Annotated in this window: 18 protein-coding genes; 8 read left to right on the forward strand and 10 right to left on the reverse strand. The window is 67.2% G+C overall.

What is annotated here, in order from left to right; translation table 11 throughout:
• Window positions 1-11: 11 nt before the first annotated feature.
• From EF294_RS05635 to EF294_RS05650, 4 genes are all read left to right on the forward strand, one after another.
• Window positions 12-1,115, forward strand: a complete 1,104-nt coding sequence (locus EF294_RS05635; RefSeq protein WP_123926524.1) for a sensor histidine kinase — start codon at window positions 12-14, stop codon at window positions 1,113-1,115.
• A complete protein-coding gene (locus EF294_RS05640; protein WP_123926527.1) occupies window positions 1,108-1,722 on the forward strand; it encodes a response regulator transcription factor in 615 nt (204 codons plus the stop codon). Before EF294_RS05635 ends, EF294_RS05640 begins: the two co-directional genes overlap by 8 nt.
• Before the next feature lie 269 nt (window positions 1,723-1,991).
• The gene (locus EF294_RS05645) at window positions 1,992-3,455 is read left to right on the forward strand and encodes an LLM class flavin-dependent oxidoreductase (RefSeq protein WP_123926731.1); all 1,464 of its coding nucleotides are present in this window, start codon (window positions 1,992-1,994) and stop codon (window positions 3,453-3,455) included.
• Between the two features lie 58 nt (window positions 3,456-3,513).
• Window positions 3,514-5,115, forward strand: a complete 1,602-nt coding sequence (locus EF294_RS05650) for a YibE/F family protein (protein WP_123926530.1) — start codon at window positions 3,514-3,516, stop codon at window positions 5,113-5,115.
• Between the two features lie 22 nt (window positions 5,116-5,137).
• Here the strand turns inward: EF294_RS05650 and EF294_RS05655 are convergent, their stop codons facing one another.
• From EF294_RS05655 to EF294_RS05695, 8 genes are all read right to left on the reverse strand, one after another.
• Window positions 5,138-6,073, reverse strand: coding sequence for a serine hydrolase (locus EF294_RS05655; RefSeq protein ID WP_123926734.1), 936 nt, complete (start codon window positions 6,071-6,073; stop codon window positions 5,138-5,140).
• A 151-nt stretch (window positions 6,074-6,224) separates the two neighbouring features.
• Window positions 6,225-7,136: a serine hydrolase gene (locus tag EF294_RS05660; protein ID WP_425459398.1), complete on the reverse strand. Its 912-nt coding sequence runs from the start codon at window positions 7,134-7,136 to the stop codon at window positions 6,225-6,227.
• Between the two features lie 76 nt (window positions 7,137-7,212).
• Window positions 7,213-8,823: a serine/threonine-protein kinase gene (locus tag EF294_RS05665; RefSeq protein ID WP_123926533.1), complete on the reverse strand. Its 1,611-nt coding sequence runs from the start codon at window positions 8,821-8,823 to the stop codon at window positions 7,213-7,215.
• A gap of 92 nt (window positions 8,824-8,915) precedes the next feature.
• Complete coding sequence (locus EF294_RS05670) at window positions 8,916-10,190, reverse strand: SfnB family sulfur acquisition oxidoreductase (protein ID WP_123926536.1); 1,275 nt, start codon at window positions 10,188-10,190, stop codon at window positions 8,916-8,918.
• Between the two features lies 1 nt (window position 10,191).
• Window positions 10,192-11,301, reverse strand: a complete 1,110-nt coding sequence (sfnG, locus tag EF294_RS05675) for a dimethylsulfone monooxygenase SfnG (protein ID WP_123926539.1) — start codon at window positions 11,299-11,301, stop codon at window positions 10,192-10,194.
• 170 nt (window positions 11,302-11,471) lie between these two features.
• Complete coding sequence (locus tag EF294_RS05680; protein ID WP_123926542.1) at window positions 11,472-12,137, reverse strand: TetR family transcriptional regulator; 666 nt, start codon at window positions 12,135-12,137, stop codon at window positions 11,472-11,474.
• An 876-nt stretch (window positions 12,138-13,013) separates the two neighbouring features.
• Window positions 13,014-13,274, reverse strand: coding sequence for a hypothetical protein (locus EF294_RS05690; protein WP_123926549.1), 261 nt, complete (start codon window positions 13,272-13,274; stop codon window positions 13,014-13,016).
• 31 nt (window positions 13,275-13,305) lie between these two features.
• Entirely contained in the window at window positions 13,306-13,683 is a 378-nt protein-coding gene (locus EF294_RS05695; RefSeq protein WP_425459399.1) for a biotin carboxylase N-terminal domain-containing protein, read from the reverse strand.
• A 231-nt stretch (window positions 13,684-13,914) separates the two neighbouring features.
• On the opposite strand from EF294_RS05695, the gene EF294_RS05700 reads away from it, so the two are divergent.
• From EF294_RS05700 to EF294_RS05715, 4 genes are all read left to right on the forward strand, one after another.
• Window positions 13,915-15,015 carry a ferredoxin reductase gene (locus tag EF294_RS05700; protein WP_123926551.1) on the forward strand — a complete coding sequence of 367 codons (1,101 nt, stop codon included), beginning with the start codon at window positions 13,915-13,917 and terminating at the stop codon, window positions 15,013-15,015.
• A gap of 5 nt (window positions 15,016-15,020) precedes the next feature.
• Window positions 15,021-16,223 carry a fatty acid desaturase family protein gene (locus EF294_RS05705; RefSeq protein ID WP_123926553.1) on the forward strand — a complete coding sequence of 401 codons (1,203 nt, stop codon included), beginning with the start codon at window positions 15,021-15,023 and terminating at the stop codon, window positions 16,221-16,223.
• A 122-nt stretch (window positions 16,224-16,345) separates the two neighbouring features.
• Window positions 16,346-16,792, forward strand: a complete 447-nt coding sequence (locus EF294_RS05710) for a hypothetical protein (protein ID WP_123926555.1) — start codon at window positions 16,346-16,348, stop codon at window positions 16,790-16,792.
• A 148-nt stretch (window positions 16,793-16,940) separates the two neighbouring features.
• Window positions 16,941-17,450, forward strand: coding sequence for a DUF4395 domain-containing protein (locus EF294_RS05715; protein ID WP_123926740.1), 510 nt, complete (start codon window positions 16,941-16,943; stop codon window positions 17,448-17,450).
• Between the two features lie 146 nt (window positions 17,451-17,596).
• Here the strand turns inward: EF294_RS05715 and EF294_RS05720 are convergent, their stop codons facing one another.
• Entirely contained in the window at window positions 17,597-18,544 is a 948-nt protein-coding gene (locus EF294_RS05720) for a Ppx/GppA phosphatase family protein (protein WP_123926558.1), read from the reverse strand.
• Window positions 18,541-19,065 (reverse strand): DUF501 domain-containing protein, encoded by a 525-nt coding sequence (locus tag EF294_RS05725; RefSeq protein WP_123926561.1) that lies wholly within the window; start codon window positions 19,063-19,065, stop codon window positions 18,541-18,543. Before EF294_RS05725 ends, EF294_RS05720 begins: the two co-directional genes overlap by 4 nt.
• Window positions 19,066-19,093: the final 28 nt, after the last annotated feature.

Genomic DNA, 19,093 nt, shown 5'->3' on the forward strand with positions numbered 1-19,093 from the left:
AGAATCCGGAGATGATGAACAACCGCATGAGCGACCGGTGGGCACCCTGGCGCAACCTACGCTGGGTGTTCACCGCAATCTGGATGTTGTTCCTGGCCTACCCTATCGGCGCGGTCGCCGCCTCCGACCACGGCCACACCGCCAAGATCGTGGGGCTCGTCCTCATCGGGCTCTTCGCCGTGGTCTACCTCTTGGCGTCGGTGTACCTGTTCACCGGTCGCACCGAAGTCGAACCACGTGGTGTGTGGGTCTTTATCGTTCTGCTCGTCCTGGCCGCGGGCCTACTGCCCATCATTGGCGAGAACACCTTCGGCGCAGCACCTTTCCTGATGGCCGTCGCCGCGTTCAGCTTTTCCGCCCTGTGGGCGGCAATCACGATGGCCGCGTTGATCGTCGCGTCGATCGCGGTGCCGACGATCGCCGGGTGGGAGGTCGACGGCGGCATCGTGATCATCCTGGTCGCGGTCGGGTTCACCATGATCGGCTTTCGCGTACTCGCCGTTCGTGAGGGCGAGCGCGAACGCGCCGAGGAGCGCCAGCGTGAGCTCAATTCCGAATTGGCGGTGGTCGCCGAACGCGAGCGGGTGGCCCGCGACGTCCACGACATCCTCGGACACTCACTGACCGTGATCACCATCAAGACCGAATTGGCCCGTCGCCTCGTCGATCTGGACCCTCAACGCGCGAAAGACGAGATGGCCGAGGTCAATGCGCTGGCTCGCTCCGCGCTCGCCGAGGTCCGGGCAACCGTCGGAGCCCTGCGCACCCCGGACCTGCCGAGCGTGATCGCGTCCGCGCAAACCGCCTTGCGTGCCGCGGATATCGCTGCGACGCTTCCCGATCCACGGACGGACACCCCGCACGGGGAACTGTTCGCGTGGGTACTACGGGAGGCCGTCACCAATGTGGTCCGCCACAGCCACGCCACGCACTGCGAGGTGCGGATCGACGACGCCACACTGACGGTCCAGGACGACGGGTGCGGGGTCGGTGTAGCCGTTCCCGGCAACGGCTTACGCGGACTGATCGAACGGGTGGAGTCCGCAGGCGGCACCCTGGCGATCGAATCGGACACGGGCGGAACGACGTTGACGGTGGTGGTCGACGATGAGTGAACCGATCCGCCTCCTACTCGCCGACGATCAGGCCCTGGTACGTGGCGCGCTGGCCGCCCTACTCGACCTCGAGAGCGACCTTGTGGTGGTCGCCGAGGTGGGGCGCGGCGACGAGGTCGTCGACGCTGCGCGCGAGCACGCCGCAGACGTGTGCCTGCTCGACATCGAGATGCCCGGCGCCGACGGTATCGAGGCCGCGGCTGCCCTGCGACGGCACCTGCCGGGGGTGCGTTCGCTGATCGTCACCACCTTCGGCCGCCCAGGATACCTACGCCGCGCCATCGACGCCGGCGCGTCGGGGTTCGTCGTGAAGGACACTCCGGCAGGCGAACTGGCCGACGCGGTACGCCGAGTACACGCAGGTCTCCGCGTGATCGATCCCACGTTGGCCACCGAAAGCCTCACCAGCGGCGACAATCCGCTGACCCAACGCGAATCCGAGGTACTGCGCGCGGCGTTGTCGGGGGCGACGGTGGCGACGATCGCCACGCAGGTCCATCTGTCGGCGGGCACCGTGCGCAACCATTTGTCGTCGGCGATCGGCAAGACCGGCACCGCCACCCGCGCCGAGGCGGCCCGCGTCGCCCGCGAACGCGGCTGGATCTGAGGCGGCCGGGCGCTGTCGACGACGGGATGGGCGCGCTCGGCGTTGAGAAGAGCGCGCTCGACGTACGTGCAAAGAACTCGATCGTGCGTCGTGGCTCACGTCGTAGTGGCCCAGCAGCAACTCCGTTGGTCCGCCGACACGGAGGGTGTCGTCGGGGCTCTGTCCGTGCCCAGTCGGGGCGGGAACGGCGGAAACCTTTGTCCACGCCCGCGCGCACTTTTGCCTCGCGCCGATCCCAAACCTGGTCACCGGCACTCGCCATGACCACCATGGGCGGGGTGTCCGACCCTGCCTCGTCCCTGCATCGGCGTCCGATCCGGTTCAACGCGTTCGACATGAATTGTGTTGCGCACCAATCCCCCGGGCTGTGGCGCCACCCCGATGACCGCTCGTGGGATTACACCACTCTCGACTATTGGGTCGACCTGGCGATCCTGTTGGAGAGCGGCGGATTCGACGGCCTGTTCATCGCCGATGTCCTCGGCACCTATGACGTCTACGGCGGGACCGACGAGGCCGCGATCCGGCAAGGGGCACAGATCCCCGTCAACGATCCACTGTTGTTGGTGTCGGCGATGGCGTATGCGACCGAACATCTCGGATTCGGGATCACCACCGGCACGGGATTCGAGCATCCCTACCCGTTCGCCCGACGGCTGTCGACGCTGGACCACCTGACGCGCGGCCGGCTCGGCTGGAATGTGGTCACCGGCTACCTGCCGTCGGCGGCCCGTAACATGGGCGCCGCCGATCAACTCGAGCACGACAGCCGCTACGACCACGCCGACGAGTACCTGACCGTCCTCTACAAACTATGGGAGGGCTCCTGGGAATCCGGCGCGGTGCGCCGTGACCGTGCCGCGGGGGTGTTCGCCGACCCCGACAGAGTGCATCACATCGGTCACCGCGGAGAGCACTTCACGGTGCCCGGCATCCATCTGTCCGAGCCGTCCCCACAACGCAGTCCAGTGATCTACCAGGCCGGCGCGTCGGTGCGCGGCCGCCGGTTCGCCGCGGCCAACGCCGAGGCCATCTTCGTCGCCGCGCCCACCAAAAAGATTCTGCGCGAGGTGGTGTCGAAGATCAGAGAGGAACTCGTCGCCGCCGGCCGCGACCCCTACGACGCCCGCATCTACACTTTGTTGACCATCATCACCGACTCGACGACCGAGGCCGCCCGTGAGAAGGCAGCCGAGTATCGGCGCTACGCCAGCGACGAGGGGTCGCTGGTGTTCATGTCGGGATGGATGGGCCTGGACCTGTCCTCCTACGATCTCGACGAACCCATCGGCAACGTGCATAGCAATGCCATCCAGTCCGCCGTTGCCGCCTTCGCCCAGGCGGACGAATCGGGCCACGAGTGGGCGGTCCGCGACATCGCCGCATGGGGTGGCATCGGCGGGATGGGACCGGTGCTCATCGGGTCGGGTGATGACATCGCCGAGGCCCTACAGGGCTGGGTCGACGACACCGACGTCGACGGCTTCAATGTAGCCTACGCTGTCACACCCGGGTCTTTCGCCGACATCGTCGCCCACGTCATCCCAGCCCTGGAGCGTCGCGGGGTCTATCGTCGCCAGTACACGCCGGGTACGTTGCGTCACAAGCTGTTCGGGCGTGGTGATCTGCTTCCCGACAATCATCGGGGTGCTTCGTTCCGTGTCGGCGGCGCGAACTCGACCATCGACGACTCGGTGCGCGCGGCCGCGCGTGGGCCGGTGCCGACCCGATAGTCGTCGCCCGGCAACGACGTCTTTCGCCCATGACGCGGTGCCCGCGTCATAGGGTGGCGTGGTGAGCAGCGAGCGCGGCGCGACGCCCGACAGTCCCAACAAAGCCGCCCGAAGGCGACGAGCGCCACGAAACGGTCACGGCCACAGTCACTCCCATTCCCTCAACGACATCGCCGCCGACCTGACACCGATGGCCCGACGCATCGTCATCGGTGCTCTGAGTATGTTCGGGCTGGCGATGATCGCCGGAATCGTGCTGCTGTGGCCCTCGGGGGGTGAGCATCCGATCCCCGCACAGTTCCGGGGCGCCGACGGCGGCGCGATCCACGCCGTCGACGGCAAGATCGTCAGCCAGACCCGTGGTGATTGCCTGAATCAGATGGTCGGCACGATCGCCGACACCGCCGACATCCCGATCTCCGGCGCAGGCACCGGACCATGCATCGAGACCGTCGTGTCGATAACCTCGGGCGCCGATTCCGGGAAGTACACACTGCTGGAGGTACCCACCAATCGGGCGCAATCCGGCAGTGGGCCCGACTCATCCGCGCAAACTCTCGGCGCACCCGACGATCCACAGCCAGGTCAACCGACCCTGCACATCGGCGACGCGGTCCGGATGAGCACCACGCCCGGCCCCGACGGCCAACCCCGCTACACGTTCTTCGACTTCGGTCGGACCAGCTCGACGATTGTGTGGGCGGTCCTGTTCGCGGGTGCGATCATTCTCGTCGCCGCGTGGCGCGGGTTGCGGTCGTTGATCGGTCTCGTCTTCGCCTTCGTCGTGCTCGGGGCCTTCACCCTGCCCGCCATCCTCGACGGCGAATCGCCGGTGGCGGTCGCGGTGGTCAGTTCGGCGGCCATTCTGTTTGTCGTGCTCTACCTCGCGCACGGCATCAGCATGCGGACGAGTTCGGCCCTGCTCGGAACGCTGATGTCGTTGCTGCTGGCCGGGATGTTGAGCTGGGCGTCGATCACCACCATGAACCTCACCGGACTCTCCAGCGATCAGACGACGAATCTGCAGGTCTACCAGGGGGGCATCTCGGTCAGCGGTCTGCTACTCGCCGGTTTCATCATCGGTACGCTCGGTGTGCTCAACGACGTGACGATCACCCAGGCGTCGGCCGCCTTCGAACTCGCCGCGGCCGGGGAGCCGAGTCGCCTGGCCACCTTCCGCGCGGCTATGCGGGTGGGACGCGATCACATCGCGTCTACCGTCTACACGCTGGTGTTCGCCTATGCCGGTAGCGCTTTGCCACTCTTGCTGTTGTTCTCGGTGGCCCGCCAGCCGTTCGGTTCGCTGCTGACCAGCGATACCGTCGCCGTCGAGTTGGCGCGATCGTTTGTCGGCGGTATCGCCATCGCACTGTCGGTGCCGCTCACCACAGGCATCGCTGCAGCCCTGGCCCGACCGTCGGGTGCGCGCGCCGCCGCCGACGGCGCCGACGCCCCCGACGCACCGGACACCGAGTCACGACAGGCACCTGCACCACAGAACCCAATCCAGGAGTCGCCGATCCACCAACCGCCACCGCGGCGCACTCCAGAGCCGCCGCCACGACGCGCACCGGAACCGCCGCCACGTCGCGCTCCAGATCCGCCGCCACGTCGCGCACCGGAACCGCCGCGCACCGGCCGGCACTCGATGCCGGACTGACTCAGCGCACCAGAGCGCGAGATCAGCCCACGCCGCACCGTCCGGTGGGGACGGCGGAGAGATTGCGTCCGATCCACTCGCCGATCTTGGTGAGCATGGTGGTGCCATCGGAGAACTTGCCGCTACGCGGGACGGCGGCCATCGACACTGCCACCTGACCACCGGGAACGGTGATGATGCCCAGTTGACGGACCAAAAACGCCGACGACGTCCCGGTGCCCGGGCCCCAGCCGCCCTTCACGGCCGTGGCGCTCACCTTCTGGTTGGTCCGGGCGAGGTTGGCCACGCCCCATCGCTGGTTGGGTCCGACCGCACCCATCAAGGCCAACAGCCGATCAGTACCGGGCATACAGGGCAGATGTGCCCCAAAGATCGCCTGATCGGCCAGCGCCCACATGGTGTACCCGGGGTAGGACGTCGCCGAGTCGAGCTGCGAGCTGACATGGGTGTTGAGGTCGTGGCCTTCGCGCAGGACCGCAGTCACTGCGTCGACCGGCGTCGCGCCGGGACCGAGCTGCGTCCAGAGATCCCCTGCGGCGTCGTTGTCGGACACAGTGATGGCGTTGGTCTCGTCGTCGAGCACCGCCGAGCCGAGCCGACGTTCGGCGGCCAGCGACACCGGGACCTTCAGCGTCGACCACGCCCGTCCTGTGGTGAAGGTGCCCACCGAGATCACCGAGTCCGATCCGACCGGTGCGAGAGCGAGACCGATCGCGCCCGGGGTAGTGGTGGCGAGTGACTTCTGGAACGACGCAAAGGATTTGGTCAACGCCTCTCGTGACGGCACGGGCGGGGTTAGCCACGTCCGCAACGGCTCGGGCAGGGGCGGTAACGCGGGCGTCGCCGGAACGGAGAACGGCAGCGGGGCGGCTCCTGCCACGCCCGCTGCGGCGAGACCGGCGCTCGCCACCACCAGACTCGTCGCACACGCCACGGTCCATCGTTTCCACAACGCCACACAGGCCTCCTGGGTCACTTCAGTAACATCAAGAACTCTAACCGCCGTCTGGGCACCACCACGTGGCCGGCCGATCAACCGAGACCGCACCGTGTGCGGGCCGTGACCGGGACACCTGCGCCGAACAATCGACGTCGAACTGCGCTCCGGGTCAGCGGCAGCGGCCGCGCGGCAGTGCAGCGATGTTCTGGTTCAGCCAATTGCCGAGAGCGTTGAGCGCCGCGGTCCCCGACGACATCGACCCTCCGACGGCGCTCATCGCCACCGCACTCTGCTGACCGTCGCGGTAGGTGAGGACGCCGATCTGCCGCACCAGGTAGGCCCCGTCGACGCCAGGGCCCCATCCACCTTTGACGGCGGTGGCCTTCGGAATCTGCATGATCTCCACACCCCACTGCTGGTTGCCGGCGACCTGGCCCATCAGCGAGAGCACGTGACCGGTGCCCGGCATGCACGGCAGATGCCCGGCGAAGGTCGCCGCGTCCGGCAGCGTCCAGCGGGTCTGCCCGAAGATCGTGAAGCCCGAACGCAACTGCTGCGAGGGCACCACAGCGTTCGGGTTGCCGCCCTCGCGCAGTACCGCGGTCACCTTGGCCGACGCCTCGGTATCACTACCGAGTGACGCCCAGAGTTGTTCGGCCGCTTGGTTGTCGGAGTTGATGATGGCGTCGCGCTCCGACGAGGACGTCCCGTTCTCACGTTCGGCGGCCACGGCGAGCGGCACCTTGATCGTCGACCACGCCACACCGGGATCGCGGTCCCCGAACAGCAGGCTCGCTGTCGCGTTCGGGCCGACCGGAGCGACCGCAATGCCCACCCGCAGTCCCGTCCCGGCGGCGACGCGGCGGAATCCAGCGGCCAGCGCGGGATTCGCGCCGGCGCTGGGCGGCGTCGACGAAGCCGACGCCGCGGCCGAGGTCGTTGACGAGGCGTACACGGTGACCGTGGATCGCGGGGCCGACGACTCACCGGTCGCGCAGCCGGTCATCACCATCGCCCCGGCAATGGCAAGCGCCGCGCCGGCGACCCACACGCTCACCGCCCGGCCACGTCGCTTCCCCATCGACACTCCCCTCACCTGCATTTCCCAGTCACCGGTCGGCGCCGCCTGCCACGAGGGCACGCGGGGGACCCCGCCATCACGGCAGGACATAGACCACGGCGTTGTTGCCACCCTGACACACCACCGCCGAACCCTGCGGGGCACACACCATCGTGTAGGCCTGCGCGGTGACCGGGCTGTAGGCGACCACCGCTCGTGACTGACCGTAGGGGCCCGAGTTGTGGTAAGCATCTCGCACCGCCTGCGCGAACGAACAGCTGGTCACCTGCGAGCCGATCGCCGACGTCGCGTCGCACGGAACCGCATTGGGCGGGAACGACGGCGCGGCGGTCACCGTCGGCTGGTTGGTGATCGGCGGGGCCGCGGTGATCGTGGTCGTCGTCGGTGACTGCGCCGTCGAGTCGTCACCCGAATTACGCGTGAACAACCAGTACGCGCCGACGCCGAGCAGACCGAGGACGGCCACCACGATCACGGCGGTGACCGCGACGACCAGCGAACGGTCCCGCCGCGGTTCGGCATAGCCGGGTTGCCCGTACGGCGGGTACCCCGGGGGCATGCCGCCGGGCACCTGCGGGCCCGAGAACTGTTGCGGCCCCGACAGATTCTGGGGTCCGGAGTAGTTCTGGGGTCCCGAATAGTTGTGGGGCCCTGAATAGTTGTGGGACTCAGACAGAGTAGCTGCGCTCCCACCGCCGATCGGCCCGATGGGCGCCGACGGTCGGATCTGGGTGGCGCGCATCGCCTCGTCGTTCTCCGCGGCGGTACCGAGCACGGTCGGCGGGGCCGGCTTGCGCAGGTTCGGGCCGGGTTGTCCGGGCATGGCGGTCGGGACGATCGTCGTCGTGCCGTCACCGGCCTCGCCGGTCAGAGCGGCGCGGGCCGCGGAGGCCAGTTCGGTGGCACTGCCGTAGCGTCGCGCCGGCTCCGGTGCCAGTCCGCGGCTGATGACCGCGTCCATCGCCCGGGGCACCTCGGCGTTGACGCTGCTCGGTGCGGGAGGCGGGGACATGACCGCGGCCTTGATCGCCGAGCTGATCGTGTCGGCGGGATGCGGCACACGCCCGGCGAGGCTTTCGAACAGGACACAGGTGAGTGCGTAGATATCGCTGGCGATACTCACCGGGACGGCATCGAACAGTTCCGGAGCCATGTACGCGATCGACCCGATGGCGGTGCCGGCCTGCGTGAGGTGGGTGTCGTCGGAACCGTGGGCGATACCGAAGTCCACGAGATAGGCGAAGTCGTTCTGCGCGATCAGGATGTTCTCGGGTTTGATGTCGCGATGCACCAGACCGTCGGCGTGGGCGGCGTCGAGTGCCGAGGCCACCTGCTCGATGATGCTGACCGCCCGTGCCGGGGCGAGCGCATGCTCACGCCGCAACAGCGCGCGCAGATCCTCACCCGAGACGAGTCGCATGTCGATGAACAACACACCGTCGATCTCTCCCCAGTCGTGGATCGGGATGACGTGGGGTTCGCCGAGCCGCGCGGCGGCGTGGGATTCGCGGCGGAACCGTTGCTGGTAGACGGCGTCGTCGGCGAGGCCGGGATTGAGCAGTTTGAGCGCAACCTCGCGGTCCTTGGTGGTGTCGTAGGCCCGGTAGACCTCACCCATCCCGCCCCGACCCAGCAACTCGTCCAGGCGATACGGCCCGAACTGGGTGTTGGCGCGACTGGTTGACATCCTGTGAGCATAACGGTGCACACCGACAAATCGACGGTCGTCGGCGGTCCGGAAGAACGACCTCGCGATCGTCTCAGCGACAATTCATTCGCTCAGATGACACCGTGTACGGGCGGGTTCTCCGCACGCAGAACCTTGCGTCCAATGTGCTGCAGCTTCCAGCGCACCGGATCGTGCAGGGTGTGCGTTCGGGCATTGCGCCAGAAGCGATCCAGGCCCGTGCCACCAGCAGCGCTGCGAGTGCCGCCCACCTCGAACAGCGCCGACGCGATGCCGGTGGCCACGCGGTCGGCGACGACCTTGGCCGCGGCCACCGCGATCGACGCGTCGGCGACGGCGTCCGCATGTGCGTCGTGGCCGGCTCCGTCGGCGGTGGCGGTCTCGTACGGAGCGAACCCGGTAGCCCGGTCGACCGCACGCCCGGCGGCGTCGAGGGTCGCCTCGGCGGTGATGAGGTCGACGCCGAGCTCCCCGAATCGTTGCACCAACAGCGGATCCTCGACGGCCCGCTCGACACCGGCCTCGAACCACGGTCGGGCACTGGTGCGGGCGAACTCGGCGGCGGTGTCGAGGGCGCCGCGTGCGATGCCGACGTCGATCGCGACGTGCAGCAACTGCGCGAACGCACCGTATCCGGTGGGCCGGGAGACCGCGGGCGCACGAGCGACGAGGTCTGCGACATCGACGGCGACACCCCGCAGCCGCACCGTCCCCGAGCCGGTAGTCTTCTGCCCCAAGGCATCCCAGTCGTCGACGAGCTCCACCCCGGGCGCGTCGGCGGGGATGAACGCCACGTACTCACCGCCGTCGAGGTGTTCGTCGGCGTCGTGACGGGCCAGCACGGCCAGCGTGTCGGCGAACAACGAGCCCGTGGCATAGAACTTCTCGCCGTCGAGACGGAACCGACCAGGACCGTCGGCTACGAGCGTCGTGGAGATGTCGGCGATCGTCGTTCCACCGCGTTCAGATTGCGCGTTGGCCACCCGGCCGCCGCGCAACACGGCGTCGAAGTGCTTGCGTGCCAACTCTTCCGACGCGGCGAGCCGCAATAGGTTCAAATAGACGAAGTGACTGTGCGGAATCTGCGCGATGTTGGGATCCGCGGCGGCGAGGATACGGGTCACATCGGCGACCACGCTCGGTGCCAGGTCGGGCCCACCGAATCGGTCCGGCACGGTGACGGCGAGCAGCCCGCTCGCTGACAACTCGTCGATCTGCTCGTGGGGCAGCCGACGCTGCGCGTCGCGTTCGGCGGCGCCGGAGGCGAACCGATCGGCGAGGGCGTGCGCGGCGGCTCGGGCCCGCTCGGCCGAATCCAGCCGCGCGGCACCTCGATCGGCCCGCACGCCGGAAGCGGTGAGGCTCATCTCAGCCGACGGTGCTGGGCTGCGCGGCTTCGAGCTCTCGAACGAGGGGCAGGACGCGCTCGCCAAAATACTCGATCTCTTCCTGAAAATGCAGGAATCCACCGAGGATGAGATCGACGCCGAGACGTTTGTAGGCCACGATTCGCTCGGCGACCTGCTCGGGCGTGCCGATCAGCTGGGTACGGAAACCGTCGTTGTACTGCACGAGATCCTCGAAGGAAGAATCGGCCCACATGCCGGTCTTGTTGCCGGTGGAGTTGCCCGCCTGCTGCACCGCCGACCGGAAGCCCTCCACCGCAGGACGATTCGCCTTCTCGACAATCTCACGCAGAGTATCGCGGGCCTCAGCCTCGGTGTCGCGGGCGATGATGAAGCCGTTCAGCCCGAAGCGCACCTCACGCTCGTGTGCCTGTGCGACGGCACGCAGGTCATCGAGTTGCTCGGTGACGCCGTCGAAGTCCTTGCCGTTGGAAAAGTACCAGTCGGAGAAGCGGCCACCGTTGTTGCGGGCCGCGGTCGAGTTACCGCCCTGGAACAGTTCGGGATTGGGACGCTCGGGGGTGTTGAGCGGCTTGGGCTTGAGGGTGAAGTCGTGGATGCGATAGAAGTCGCCACGGAAGTCGACGTTGTCCTCGGTCCAGATCTTGCGGATGACCTGGAGAAATTCCGCGCTGCGACGGTACCGTTCGTCGTGCTCAAGCCACGGCTCGCCGAGATGGGTGAACTCGTCCTTGAACCATCCGCTGACCACGTTGATCGCAAAGCGTCCGTTCGACAGGATGTCGGCGGTCGCGCCGAACTTCGCGAGCACGGCCGGATGCCACAGACCCGGGTGGATGGCGGCGATCAGCTTGAGTCGCTGGGTGGCCAGTAGCAGCGCGAGGCTGAAACTGGTGGACTCGTGCTGGAACTCCGCACCGTAGGACGCCTCGTAACGGACCTGGGACAGCGCGTACTCGAAGCCGTTGTTCTCGGCGGTCTGCGCGAGTCTGACGTTGTACTCGTAGTCCCAGCTGGTCCGCTGCTCGATGTCACTGGTCACCAGCCCACCGGACACATTGGGCACCCAATAGGCGAACTTGATCTCGTCGGCGATCTTCTCGGTGGACACGGGTCTCCTGCTCGTCGTGTGAACGCGACGCACCGACGACTCGGTGCGCGACAACGTCGGCCATCCTCACCCGAGAAGCCGGCGCGGCCCACCCTTGAAATCGGCGCGCGCGAAAACCCTCGACTCGCCCGGCGCCCTTCCGCACCGGCGGGGGCCCACCCGCTCGTCCCCTATCCGCTCTTCCACTGCCCCATGCCAAGGAACACCATCACCAGTTGCCGCTCGGTGCGGTGCACGATGTCGGCCTCGACATCGCGCCCGCGGTGCTCACCGTCGAGCAGGTCGGCCACCGCGGTCAGCATGATGGAGACGATGAGTTCGGCGGCCAGTTCGAGGTCTTGCGGTTGCCACTGCGAGAGATCGGGGATGCGCGACAGGTCGATGGCGAGTTCCTTGGAGAACAATCGCAATTCGGTGTCGATCGCGCGACGGATTTCGGCGACCCCGCCGTGCTGCTCGCGTATCAAGAAGCGGTAATCGGTCTCATGCTCGTGCACATGGCTCAGCAGGATCGCCAACGAATTCTGTGCCGTCGGCAGCGCCTGACGAGCAGCGAGGTCGCGCCGGCCCTCGCGCAGTGTGCGGCGCAGAATCCGCATCGAGTCCTCGACGAGCGTGACGCCGAGATCCTCCATCGACGCGAAGTGCCGGTAGAACGCTGTCGGGACGATCCCCGCGCCGCGGGCGACCTCCCGCAGACTGATACTGGCGAAGCTGCGTTCACTCACCAGGTCCAGCGTGGTCTCGAGCAACGCCTGTCGGGTGCGGTTCTTGCGATCGGCACGGCTCTCCGGTTCCGCAGGCCGCGGGGCACGCGAAGTGGGGCGGCGGGTCACCTAACCGAGTCTAGGACATCGCAGTGTGTCCCCGGTGCCGGGTCCACGGCGCGCCGAACCCGCCAGAAGCGCTCTCACCTGCGCTTACCGCCAGGAAGATGATGGGCCAGGGCGACGAGTTCGGCCGGCCGGCACGGTGGCGATAGCCGTTGTCCGGCGCCGGCAGATCAGCGAACCGGCGTCGCAGCGAATCACGCAGCGCATCGTGGGCATCGCAGTGCTGCACATCCGCAGAAACCGACGGTGCCGGTGGAGTGGTCCCCGGGTGGCTGCGGTGGGGTTGGGGCGCAGGGAATCCGTCCTGCGCAGTGCCTCGCTGAAAGCCCGATAGGTGCCGCGTCGCCGAGGTGTTGGCCGCTGTCACTGGTCGTAATGCCGCAGCCAAGCAGCGGCGCCGGTGACCGGAGCCGTGCGGCCGAGTAGATCCGCGAGTGACATCGTTTCGCCTGTCAACTGTGACCTGAGTCTCTTCCTCATCATCTGCGAGTGACTACGGAATCACGGCCATCGCTCGGATGGTCGCACGTCCGTGTGCCGACGGCACTCAGTGCTCTGCTCGACTGATCGCCCGAGCTGACGAATCCGGTCCCGGGGTGGTGGTCGACAGGTCGATCACGTCGTCGAGTTCGAGGTGGTGGCCGGGTGCAACGCCTGACCGTGCTCGTAGACCTTCGAGCCGAGCCCCCGTAAACCCTTACGCGGGATCGCGGTGCCGAACGGCACGGTCAATCTCGCACCGGCGACGAAGACCGAAGTCGGTGTGCATGGCACAGCGCCAGATATTCGTCGGCCTTGTCGGCAGCCCCGGCGTCGATCGCCCGCCGAGGTGTCGAACCGAACTGGCCAACAGGCCGTGCGCCACACCCTGGACCCGGATCAACGCGGTGACGATGCCGCGGCCGTGGACGGGCGCAGCCACTGCACCGATCCGACATCGGCGATCCCATCGATAACAGCCTGAATACCGCAGGCGCGCAAGCGATTCTCCGAAAAGACGCGCGTCGTGCCGATCGCGGATCGGGCGCTTTTCATCGGTGAAGTTTGCCCTGGAAGGAGGGACAGGCAGTGCCGCGCGCCGGCCACGGCGTCAGCGTCGTCGCGCACGAGCACGTCGATGACGCTGCTGCGAATCTGCACGTGGACCGGTCCGATCTCCTGACAGTCCCGGTCACCGAGCGCGAGCGCCGCACCGTGCCGTCCGCATCGAGACTGGCAACGACCCGGACCTCGATGTAGCACGCACCCCGCAGCAGTTCCTCACGTCGGCAAAATCGGCATCCTCACCGAGGAACCCGTAACCGGGGTGAACCATCATCGCACCGGCCGAGGACGCGGCCGACACCCGCGCACCGGCATCAAGATCGGCGGCGGGAGCGGTACCTGGAAGCGCGACGGCCGTGGTGGCCGCTCTGACGTGCGGAGCGTCCGCGTCGTCGACGGAGTACATGGCGACTGTGCGCAGGCCGAGTGCCGATGCCGTTCGGAGCATCCGCAGCGCGATCTCGATGCGGTTGGCCACGAACAGCGTTGTCGGCGCCTGTCTCACGTCGGAGTTCCGTCCTCCGAGCGTGTCCGACGCCGCACCGGTACCCGAACCGCCACCCTCACCACCTCTGCGCGCTCCGACCGCTTCGCCGTGGTGTCCATCACATGCTCTCGCGCGCTGTGACGCGATCACGAACTGCGCCGATCCCTTGACGAACCGGGCCGGAAACATGCCACACTATTCGGAGTACAGATGTTCACTCACCGGAGTGAGACGAACGGAGCCTGCACCATGAGCATCCGCCTTCCCGAAGTGTTCTCCTCGATCATCGAGGCGACCATGTCCCCGCATCCGGTCGACCGCTATCTCGAACTGGTCGACCCGATGCTGACCTGGCGTGACCTACGCGCCCGAGTGATCCGCGTCGAGCGTCCGACCGACCGAACGGTCCGGCTCACCCTCGCCCCCACGCGCCAGTGGCAAGGACACGAGGCAGGTCAATTCATCCAGCTCAGCGTGGTGGTCGAGGGCGTGCGCCAGACCCGTTGCTTCTCCCCCGCCAACGCTGCCGCGGGACCCGAGGGCACCGTCGAACTGACCATCACCGCACACGACGACGGACTGGTCTCGCGATACCTGCGCAAGACCGCGGCGGTGGGCGACGTCTACGGCCTCTCGCAGGCTGCAGGCGACTTCGTCCTGCCTGCCGAGGTACGTGCGCCGGTGTTCATCAGCGGCGGTAGCGGCATTACACCTGCACTCTCAATGCTGCGTACGCTCGTTGCGAATGGCTATGACGAGCCGGTCACCTTTGTCCACTACGCCCGGAAACCGTCGGACCTCGCCTACCGCGCCGAACTGACCGCATTGGCCGCGGTGCATCCTCACCTGGACCTGCGACTGCACTACACCCGCGGTACCGAGGACGCCGGGATGGACGAGGGCGTCATCGGACATTTCACCGGCGCGCACCTCGAGGGCATCGCCGACCACGACGATGCGGACGTCTTCGTCTGCGGGCCGGCGACCCTGATGGACGCGGTCTTCGACCACTACGAGACCGCCCATCCGCACGCCCGTGTGCACAGCGAGGCCTTCACCCTCGCCGTGCCGGCGGCCATCGATCCCCATGAGCCCGTCCACGGTGAACTGAGCTTCACCGCGTCGGGCACCTCGGCGACCAACGACGGTCGCACGATCCTCGACCAGGCCGAGTCGGCGGGGCTGAGCCCCGAGTCCGGCTGCCGGATGGGGATCTGCTTTTCCTGCACCGCAATCAAGAAGTCGGGCTGCACCCGCAACGTGCTGACCGGCGAGACCGATACCGAATCCGACACCCAGATCCAGCTGTGCATCAACGCACCCGTCGGCGACGTCGAAATCGAGGTATGACACCCATGGCAACCAACATCCTTCCCCCCGAAACCGAGACACCCGAGACCGAGACCGCCGCGCCGCTCGCGCTGCGCAAGGTTGCAGACCCCAACACCGTGCGGCTCTCCTACGCACAGGTCGAACAACTCGGCCGCGAGCTCGACGAGATCAAGGCCCGCGTGGTCGCCGATCTCGGTACCAAGGATCGCGAGTACCTGTACTCGATCATCCGTACGCAGCGTGGACTCGAATTCGCAGGGCGCGCACTGTTGTTCCTCGGGTTCTTCCCGCCCGCGTGGGTCGCCGGTGTCGGCGCCCTGTCGGTCTCGAAGATCCTCGACAACATGGAGATCGGCCACAACGTCATGCACGGCCAGTACGACTGGATGCGTGAGGACACCTACAACTCTCGCGAATTCGAGTGGGACAACGTATGTCCGGCCGATCAGTGGAAGCACAGCCACAACTATCTGCACCACACCTTCACCAACATCCTCGGCGAGGATCGCGACATCGGTTACGGCATCCTGCGGATGGCACGTGATCAGAAGTGGAACCCCTACTATCTCGGCAACCTCGGCTACGCCACCGCGCTGATGCTGCTGTTCGAGTGGGGCGTGATGCTCCACGATCTCGAGGCGGAGAACATCGTCGCCGGCAAGCGCAAGTGGAGCGACATCAAAGGCCTCGTGAAGGGCATGTGGCGCAAGGCAAGTCGACAGGTTCTCAAGGACTACGTCGTCTTCCCCGCCCTCAGCGGCCCGATGTTCGTGCCGACCCTGCTCGGCAACGCGACCGCCAATCTGGTGCGCAACGTGTGGGCGTACTCCATCATCTTCTGCGGTCACTTCCCCACCGGTGCACAGACTTTCACCGCCGAGGAATGCGCCGACGAGACACGCGGCCAGTGGTATCTGCGGCAGATGCTGGGCTCGGCCAACATCACCGGCAGTCAGCTGTTCCACATCATGAGTGGCAACCTGTCGCATCAGATCGAGCATCACCTCTTCCCCGACATCCCGGCCAGCCGGTATCCGGCGATGTCGGCCGAGGTACGCGAGGTGTGCGAGCGCTACGGTTTGCCGTACAACACCGGGTCGCTGAGCCATCAGCTCGGGTCGACCTGGAAGAAGATCGCCAAGCTGTCGCTGCCGAACTTCATGACCCGCGATGACAACGATCTGACGGTCATCATCGACCGACACAAGCCGGCCGAGGTCGCCTGAGCAAGCCATCGCGTCGCCCCGAGACGGGCGGTATCGTCGGAATCACACCGTCGATGCCGCCCGTTCGGCTTTGCCGTCCGCGCGCGTCACCATCCCGCACGACCCAGCGAGGAGAATCCACCGTGGTCGATCGCATCGAACGCAACAAGGATCTGATCCAGGAACTGGTGGAGTCCACCGCCACCCATGTCGGCCAGATCGCCACCATCATCACCAGCGCCGTGGCCGGTGTGGCCCGGGAGATCGGTGAGATCGTCACCGACGGCTTCGAGATGCGGGAGGCGGCGCAACGCGCCAAGGCGGACGAGTCGCACCACGTCCTCGACGCCGAACTCGCCGACGACCACGACGAGGGCGCTCTCGATGCCGAGGACTCCGTCGACGCTCCCGCGATCAAGGAGTCGGCAACGTCGGACCGAGAGCCACTCAACCTCGAAGGGTCGCTCGAGGCGCCGGCGGTCCCGCCGGATCTCGACGAGTCCGATCCGGACTCCGGCGGCGATGACCGTGACGCCGACGATACCGATGGCGCGCCCCTTGAGAGCCCGGTAGCCCTGGTCGAGGAGTGACCGGGGCTACCGCCATATCGCCGACAGCGCCCGGAAATACGTCCACAGCGCCCCCATGCCTTGGTTTCATTCGTCATGAGCCCAACCCGTGACTCCGAGCAGAGCGTCGCGTAACTTACTCCTGTTGGAGACGTCAGAGGAGGATCTTGTGTCGGTGCGTTCGGTGTTCACCTTCCCCAACCCGGTGAATGATTACGCGGCGCGATCCACCGCGGGCCTGGTGGTGGCGCTTGCAATCGTCTCGATCGTTGTCAATCATTGGGCGCTCTACGCGCTGCTGGCGATCGGGTTCGCCCTGCGCGTCGCGTCCGGGCCCACGCTGTCGCCATTCGGTCAGCTCTCGGTGCGGGTCATTGCCCCCAAGATCTGGCGCAAGACCAAACTCGTTCCCGGACCCCCGAAGCGGTTCGCACAGGGCATCGGACTGGCCTTCAGCACCACCGCGCTCGTGCTGAGCCTCCTCGGCTACGGACTCGCGGCCCAGATCGTCGTCGGCGTCCTGATCGTCGCTGCCACACTGGAATTCGCGCTCGGCCTCTGCCTGGGTTGCGTGGTCTTCGGCCTCTTGCAGCGCAACGGGATCATCCCCGAAACCGTCTGCGAGGCCTGCAACAACATCTCCTTGCGCAACCCGGATCTGGCGAACAGCTCTCGCTGATCTGACCCAGGCGCCGTCGGCACAGTAGCCAGCGCCGTCGGCACAGTAGCCAGCGCCGTCGGCACAGTAGCCAGCGCCGTCGGCACAGTGGCGAGCGCCGTCGGCGGAATGGCGAGCGCCGTAGGCGGGGTGCTGGGCTAGTGGGCCTAGTCGAGCACACCCAGCGCGATGCCGTCGAGGATGTCATGTTCGCTGACGACGAGTTCAGTGATCCCGGCGCGCTGGGCCAATTGGCGGGCCAGTTCCATCGTCACCAGCGAGCCGCCGCCGATGACATCGACGCGACCTGGGTGCATCGGGCCGATCGCCGCCCGCTCAGCACGTGTCATGCCAACCAGTCCTCGGCACACGGTGTCGAGATCGTCACGCCCCACCCGGGACAGATGGATCGCGTCGGAATCGTATTCGGCGAGACCGAGGTGCAGTGCCGACAGCGTCGTCAGGGTTCCCGCCACCCCAACCCAGGTGCGCGCGGACGAGACGTCGACGGCCGCGAACGCCTCGGCGAGTCGCTCCGCGATGAACCCCTGCGCGGCGGCAACCTCGGCGGCGGTGGGCGGGTCGGACGGCAGGGCACGTTCGGTGACGCGCACACAGCCGACGTCGGCGGAAAAGCCCGCGGTGACCCGATCGCCGTCGCCCACAACGACCTCTGTCGAGCCGCCCCCGAGGTCGGTCACCACGAACGGCCCCTGATCGGCGGGCAGTTCTCCCACAGCCCCGCGGAATGACAGTCGCGCTTCTTCGGCGCCGGTGATGACCTCGGCGACCGTCCCGGGCACCACCGAACCGAGTAACTCCGCGGTCATGGCGAAGAACCGGTCCCGGTTGACGGCGTCACGGGTCGCCGACGTCGCGACCATCCGCACCTTCTCCACTCCTGCGCCGATCATCACCTCGACGTAGTCGGCAAGGGCCACGCGGGTGCGCTCGATCGCCTCGTCGGCGAACTGCCCCGTCGCGTCCACGCCCTGGCCGAGACGAACCACCCGCATCTCCCGGTGGATATCGGTCAGCGGCGTCGTCTCCCCGGGCTGCGCGACCAGCAGGCGAATCGAGTTCGTCCCGCAGTCGACGGCGGCGACCACACTCATCCGACATCTCCGTTCTCGTTGACGGGCGCCGACGGCCAGTCGACCGGAATGGCGGTCCCGCGCAATCCGGCCTGCGCGGCCAATGCCACCGACTCGTCGCCGAGCGGATTCACCCCCGGACCCGTGGCCAGCGAATGCGCGATCAGCACATGGAGACACTTGACCCGGTCGGGCATCCCGCCGCCGGTGAAATCCGTTCCGAGAGACTCAATCTCATTGCGCTCGGCCAGATAGGACTCGTGTGCGGCGCGATAGGCCGCGGCCAGCTGTGCGTCGGTCGCCAGCCGCGCGGTCATGTCTTTCATGACACCGGCCGATTCCTGCCGACTCGCCTCCGACGTGAGGCGCGGATCGGTCAGGTAGTACAGCGTGGGGAACGGTGTGCCGTCAGGCAGTCGGGGCCGGGTCTTGATAACGGCCGGAACACCGTCGGGAGTGCGGTAGCTGACCTCGATCACACCGCGTGGCGCACGGCCGAGTTGGGCGGCGACAACCGCGAGATCGTCGGAGGAGATGCTCACGAGTGGTCACAGTAGCCGCCGAGAGGCG

The organism is Gordonia oryzae, assembly GCF_003797185.1.
Taxonomy (GTDB): domain Bacteria; phylum Actinomycetota; class Actinomycetes; order Mycobacteriales; family Mycobacteriaceae; genus Gordonia; species Gordonia oryzae.